7 protein-coding genes are annotated in these 5,851 nt (G+C 34.6%); 4 read left to right on the top strand and 3 right to left on the bottom strand.

The window, feature by feature from the left end; genetic code table 11:
- Positions 1–193: hypothetical protein (locus tag AC1DTM_RS16910; protein ID WP_477000529.1), on the top strand; the 193-nt coding region annotated here is incomplete at its 5' end.
- Between the two features lie 12 nt (positions 194–205).
- Positions 206–676, top strand: a complete 471-nt coding sequence (locus AC1DTM_RS16905; RefSeq protein ID WP_016105373.1) for a DinB family protein — start codon at positions 206–208, stop codon at positions 674–676.
- Positions 677–907: 231 nt separating this feature from the next.
- Here the strand turns inward: AC1DTM_RS16905 and AC1DTM_RS16900 are convergent, their stop codons facing one another.
- Positions 908–2,167: an MFS transporter gene (locus AC1DTM_RS16900; RefSeq protein WP_477000528.1), complete on the bottom strand. Its 1,260-nt coding sequence runs from the start codon at positions 2,165–2,167 to the stop codon at positions 908–910.
- Positions 2,168–2,353: 186 nt separating this feature from the next.
- Complete coding sequence (locus tag AC1DTM_RS16895) at positions 2,354–2,974, bottom strand: ArsR/SmtB family transcription factor (RefSeq protein WP_088078892.1); 621 nt, start codon at positions 2,972–2,974, stop codon at positions 2,354–2,356.
- Positions 2,975–3,158: 184 nt separating this feature from the next.
- On the opposite strand from AC1DTM_RS16895, the gene AC1DTM_RS16890 reads away from it, so the two are divergent.
- A complete protein-coding gene (locus tag AC1DTM_RS16890) occupies positions 3,159–4,223 on the top strand; it encodes an ABC transporter permease (protein ID WP_477000527.1) in 1,065 nt (354 codons plus the stop codon).
- A complete protein-coding gene (locus AC1DTM_RS16885; RefSeq protein ID WP_477000526.1) occupies positions 4,223–4,894 on the top strand; it encodes an ABC transporter ATP-binding protein in 672 nt (223 codons plus the stop codon). Before AC1DTM_RS16890 ends, AC1DTM_RS16885 begins: the two co-directional genes overlap by 1 nt.
- Positions 4,895–4,966: 72 nt before the next feature.
- Here the strand turns inward: AC1DTM_RS16885 and AC1DTM_RS16880 are convergent.
- The coding region (locus AC1DTM_RS16880; protein WP_477000525.1) for an LPXTG cell wall anchor domain-containing protein at positions 4,967–5,851 on the bottom strand (885 nt) is incomplete at its 5' end.

The raw sequence follows: 5,851 nt of genomic DNA, 5'->3' as shown, positions 1-5,851 counted from the left end.
CCTCTTATTATTTTTGGCAATTGGTCGATATATTATCACTTACGTTCAAAKTGACAAAAAGTTATTTAAAAAAAGCGAGTCCTTCTATTCCGCAATTGGGCCAATTTGTGGAATAAGATTAGCAGGAAGTTTATTTGAAAATGTAGAATCCCTACAGAGCTATAAGGATGTTATTGAAACTTTAACTATTTAGGGGGATATTACTTTGAAACGAATTGACTTGTTTTTAAACGGACTAGATTCCACATTCGATAAAGAGAGTTGGTATGCACCGTTTAAACATGCTATAGAAGGACTTACAGCCGAACAGGCTATCTGGAAACCACCTGGAGAGGGAATGAAAACCATTTGGGAGAACGTTAATCATCTCATTTATTACAAAGAGAGACTTGCTGCAAACTTGGAAGGCCGTGAATGGACACATAATCTCGACGGTGATGAAACCTTTTATCTTACCAATCAATCTAATGGTGATAAGGAATGGAAGAAAGTCGTTGAACGTTCTGAAAATGCTCAACGTAATTTAAGACAGGTGTTGAGTGCAATTTCCGAAAAAGAGCTTGAACAAAATTCACTTGAGGGTAAATTACTGGACATCATGCTTCATGATGCTTATCATACAGGCCAAATTATTCAATTAAGGAAAATGCAGGGGGCATGGCCATCAAATCGTTGACTGAGCGTTCTAGTTATTCCATTAAAGGCGTTATTGTTGAATAAAACTTAGATTTTTAAACGACTTTATTGTTTTATTTTTAGTGTAGTGAAGTATCTTACATACAAAATTAAGCAACTATATTTTTAACCCCGTCCTAAATTTAGAACGGGGTTATGCTTGTTTGAGATTTTAAAATTAAATAACTTTATTATCTCTACACATTACGGATTAGATAATACTTTATTTTTACTATAAAGCCGCACCTTTCCCGCACTCTTCCTTAAACCGAAGCCCAAAAGTATCCGCTGTAATTTCATCAGCTTTCGGCAATGAACGTAATTTCGGATGAAGTAGCCATACGAGAGAAATAAATAAAATCCCGATACTAGCGAGCGCAAAAATGAGTTGGCTACTAAATACATTTGCAGTATATCCGCCAATTAAAGAGCCGAACRGCATAGCAATTGTGCCCATACTTCGCATGACTGAATTGATGCGTCCAAGATATTGATTTGGAATAGCCATTTGACTGATCGTCGCAAATAATATGTTGGTAGCACCAATTGGAATCCAAGCTAAGCCGAATAAGAAAATAGACAGCCATTGAAACGGTACAATCGTAGAGAGAAACCAAAAGACAGCGCCAGCCGCAAAGCTAATAATGGAGACACGGCCAACATTACGTTTGYCAACCCATGAACTGAATAGTGCTCCGATTAAACTGCCGGCTGATATAGCGGCTAAAAAGAAGCCATATAATTTCACGCCTCCTAAAGAATCAGCGAAAGAAGGAAGTATCGCCATCGTCATACCAATTGAAAAATTAGCGACAACTGAACCGATTAAGAAGACGCCCATTAATGAACGAAAGACGATTGAAAAGCCTTCTTTTAATTCAGAGAAATATTGTTTAGTGGAAAGCGATGTATTGGCTTCTGCTTGTTTCGGCATTTTTAATGAAAAGAACAAAAGGGCAGTAATCGCGAATGTAAAGGAGTCAATTACATATAAAGTGATTGCGCCAAGTAGTGCTACTAATATTCCAGAAAGAGTCGTGCAAATTAAATCAATGCCTTGATATGCAAATGAAAAGAGTGAGTTTCCTTTTAATAATTGTGTTTTATGCAGTAGAAGTGGTAAAGCTTTTGATTGTGCGGGATAGGCGAATTGTTCGATAAAGGCTACGATGGGCATAATGATGAGTAGTAGTTGAACTGTTAATAGATCGAAGTAGTGTGTAATAGGAATGATTAATATAAGAATGCATTGCAGAACTTGTGTGATGACGAGGGTGTTTTTGATTGACCATCTATCAACGAATGGACCAGTAAGAAATTGTAATGCAGAAGGTAATAATGTAAGGAAACCAGCCAATCCAGAATAAAAAGGATTACCACTAAGTTCATATACGAGCCACATCGCTGCTACATAATACAAACTATCTCCTATGTTTGTAAAAATTCTCCCTAAAAATAATAAGAGGAAATTCCGGTTTTTTAATACGTCCATTTAATCTACTCCTTTATGAAAAAATTATTCGGTAAAATAAAATTGACCGTCGGTGTAAAAAAAATCGTATTACGATTTTTTTGTAAATGAAATTATATCGACGTAAATCAGGATATATCGAACACAACTTTGATTATATCGACGTTTCGACATGAGATATCGACTTGCCGACAAACATCGACAAGTTTATTTTTCTTCTTTTTTAACAAATCGCTGCATTGCTCGCTCATCGATTTGCAGTGCAGTAGTAGAAATGTAATAAGCTTTACTATTTGGATCCTTATCCGCATCTTTTGTGATCTCGTTTAATTCAGCCATCACTTCATAAAACTTTTTCACCCACACTTGAAATTGTTCTGGCGTGGCATCAAACTCCCAGCAGGATGAAACGTAATTCCATTCAGCTGGGTCTTCGCTTACTTTTCGTAATGTAAAAGCTTCTTCTGGTGCAGCGAGAATATGGCTTTTCGTTCTTTCCGTCATTTGTAAAAAGATTTGGCGACCTGATTCGCTTAATATTTCTAAATGAGGTAATAGGTCTGCGGCAGGGGTGAAGCCTTTAGCGACAGATTGATAAAACTTTTGAACGATGCCATTCTTTTCTTCTGTATAAACGATTTCTATAAAACCATTCTTCTCTAATTCTTTTAAATGATAATGAATTTTCGCCCTTGAAATGCCGAATTTCTCAGATAGTAGTTGTCCTGTATAAGGACGTTCGCATAGACGCATCATCATTTCGACACGTAGTGGATCGCTCATTGCTTTTAGTTGGCTATAAGTAGTTAATGTTAACATGGGCTTCAAAATGATCAACTCCTTGAATTAAATTACTCGGTCAATATTATTTGACTGAATTGTATCAAGGATTTTAGTTATTTTCAATACTTTCAGAAAATTTAATCTTTGTAATGTAATCTTCTGTTCATATTCCGTTCATATTTCTTTTTTATTATAAGTGCATAGAAAGTAATAGGAAGGAGCGAGCGAAATGTTTTTAGCTCTGCGTGAATTAAAACAATCAAAATTAAGATATGGATTAATCGGACTTATTATGGTGTTATTATCATTTTTAGTCCTTGTCATTTCAGGATTAGCAAATGGATTATCATATGATAATGCTTCATCGATTCAAAATATGGAGGCAAATAAATTTGTATTAGCAGATGATGCGGAAAATAAATTACTTCGTTCACAAATTAAGCAAGATGATGTAGATAACGTAGTAAATCAAGTAGGCGAGAAAGAGGCCGTTCCGTTTCGTSTAAAAAATTCAACTTATGAAAAGAAAGGTAGTTCGAAAAAAGTTGATGTCGCTATTTTCTCAAGTGAACGCGATTCATTTTTAGAACCGAAAATTGTAGAAGGTGAGAAGTTAGGTACAGCAAACAATGAAATGGTTGCTGATGAATCAATTAAAGAAAAAGGAATCGATATTGGGGATACAATTATTGATCCTGTTTCAAAGAAAGAATTTAAAATCGTTGGATTTACGAAAAATCAAATGTTTAGCCATACACCAGTCGTTTATGTAAATGAAGACGTATGGGGCGCTATTTCACAACCAAACCAAAAAGATTATAGTGCAATTGCACTTAATACAGATAAAGACATTAAAAATGCACATGTTATCGACAAAAAAGAAGTATTACAAAGTATTCCAGGATTTAAAGAAGAACAAGGAACATTAACGATGATTATTGCGTTCTTACTTGTTATCGCAGCGTTACTAATTGGTGTATTCTTCTACGTAATTACATTACAAAAAACACAGCAATTAGGTGTATTAAAAGCAATCGGTACGAAAAATTCTTATTTAGCAAATAGCTTAGTCGTACAGGCGTTATTCTTATCAGTTGTGGCGATGATAATCAGTATTGTTCTTGTACAAGGGTTAGAACAAATTTTACCAGCAGGTATGCCGTTCTTATTAACAACACCGATGATTGCACAATATGCAGCAATCTTTATCGTAATTAGTATTTTAGGAACACTTATTTCGTTATACCAAGTATTAAAAGTTGATGCATTAGAAGCAATTGGAGGCGGGATGTAATGACTTCATTATTAAAATTAGACAAAGTAAGTAAAGTGTACGGAGAAGGGAATACTGAAGTAACAGCCCTTCACCCGATGTCGCTTGATGTGAAAGCTGGAGAGTTTATCGGAATCGTCGGTCCTTCTGGATCAGGGAAAAGTACGTTATTATCAATCGCGGGTGCATTACTATCACCGTCAAAAGGGGATATTTACATTCGTGAGAAAAATATTACGAAGTTATCACAAAAGGAAATGACAGACATTCGTTTGAAAAAAATCGGCTTCATTTTCCAGTTTGCAAATCTTGTTCCATATTTAAATGTAAAAGAACAATTGCTTTACATTGCTAAGCTTAAAAAAGATAACAAACAAGAATCTGAACAGCGTGCGAATCACTTATTAGCAGCATTTGGATTAGGCGAAAGAAAAACTCATTATCCAAATCAACTATCTGGTGGGGAAAAACAAAGGGTCGCAATCGCTCGTGCTTTCATKAACAATCCAGATTTAATATTAGCTGATGAACCAACTGCAAGCTTAGACTCAAAACGCGCACGTGAAGTTGTGGAAATGATGAAACGTGAAGTGAAAGAAAGTCAAAAAGCAGCAATTATGATTACACATGATGAAAGAATGCTTGATGTATGTGATCGTATATTGACGCTTAGAGATGGGAAGTTAATATAAAGAAAAAAGACAACCGTACACATATGTGCGGTTGTCCTTTTTATAGAATATATTAAGATAGTTATAATAGCATTATTTTGAGAAAAGCATTTTAATTTTGTTGCGCGTAACTAATAAAAGTCCGCCTATAATTGATAACATTCCAAGTGGCACGTTATTTGATTGCTCACTACCAGCGTTAGGAAGTTCTCTAGCATTATCTTTTGCAGGAACAGTAGCAGTAGTGTTATTATCCACTTTCGTTTGTTTAGGTTGTGATACTTCATTAATCTTGTTATCTACATGTTGCTGCGTTGTATGTATCTCAGCTAATTTGTCATCAATTTTTTTCTCAGTATGTTTAAAATCGTTTATTTTAATATCTAAGTCTTGTTTTTTCTTTGTTAAATCATCTGAAACAGTTTGTTTCGATTGTTTCATTTCGTTTATTTTATTTAGTAAATCTTGTCTAGCTTCTTTTAATTCAGCTAGTTTGTTTTTTATATCTTGTTTAGCTAGTTCTAAGTTAGCGGAAAGACTATCTAAATTGCCTTTAATTTTCTTAAGTTCCTCTAACGTGTTACCGGTATTCGGCTTATTTTCTTTAATTTCAGCAAGTTTGTCCTCAGCAGTTTGTTTCGCTTTCTTTAACTCAGCTAATTTTTCATCTACCTGTTTTTTAACTTCCTTAAGTTCATTAACCTTTTGATCGATGTTCTCTTTATGTTGCTTAATTTCATTCACTTTTTCATCGACAGTTTGTTTATGTTCTTTAATCTCGTTAACCTTTTCATCAACAGTTTGCTTATGCTCTTTAATTTCAGCAACTTTTTCATCTACTTGTTTTTTATGCTCTTTAATTTCAGTGATTTTATCCTCGGCGATTTGTTTGTCTTGCTGAAGTTTTGCATCTAACTCTTGTTTCTGTTGTTTAATCTCGCTAATTTTTTCATCAGCAACTTGTTTACGTTCATGTAG

The sequence above is a fragment of the Bacillus sp. P4_D3 genome, from assembly GCF_056401855.1.
This window is presented reverse-complemented; position numbering and strand designations above follow the sequence as displayed.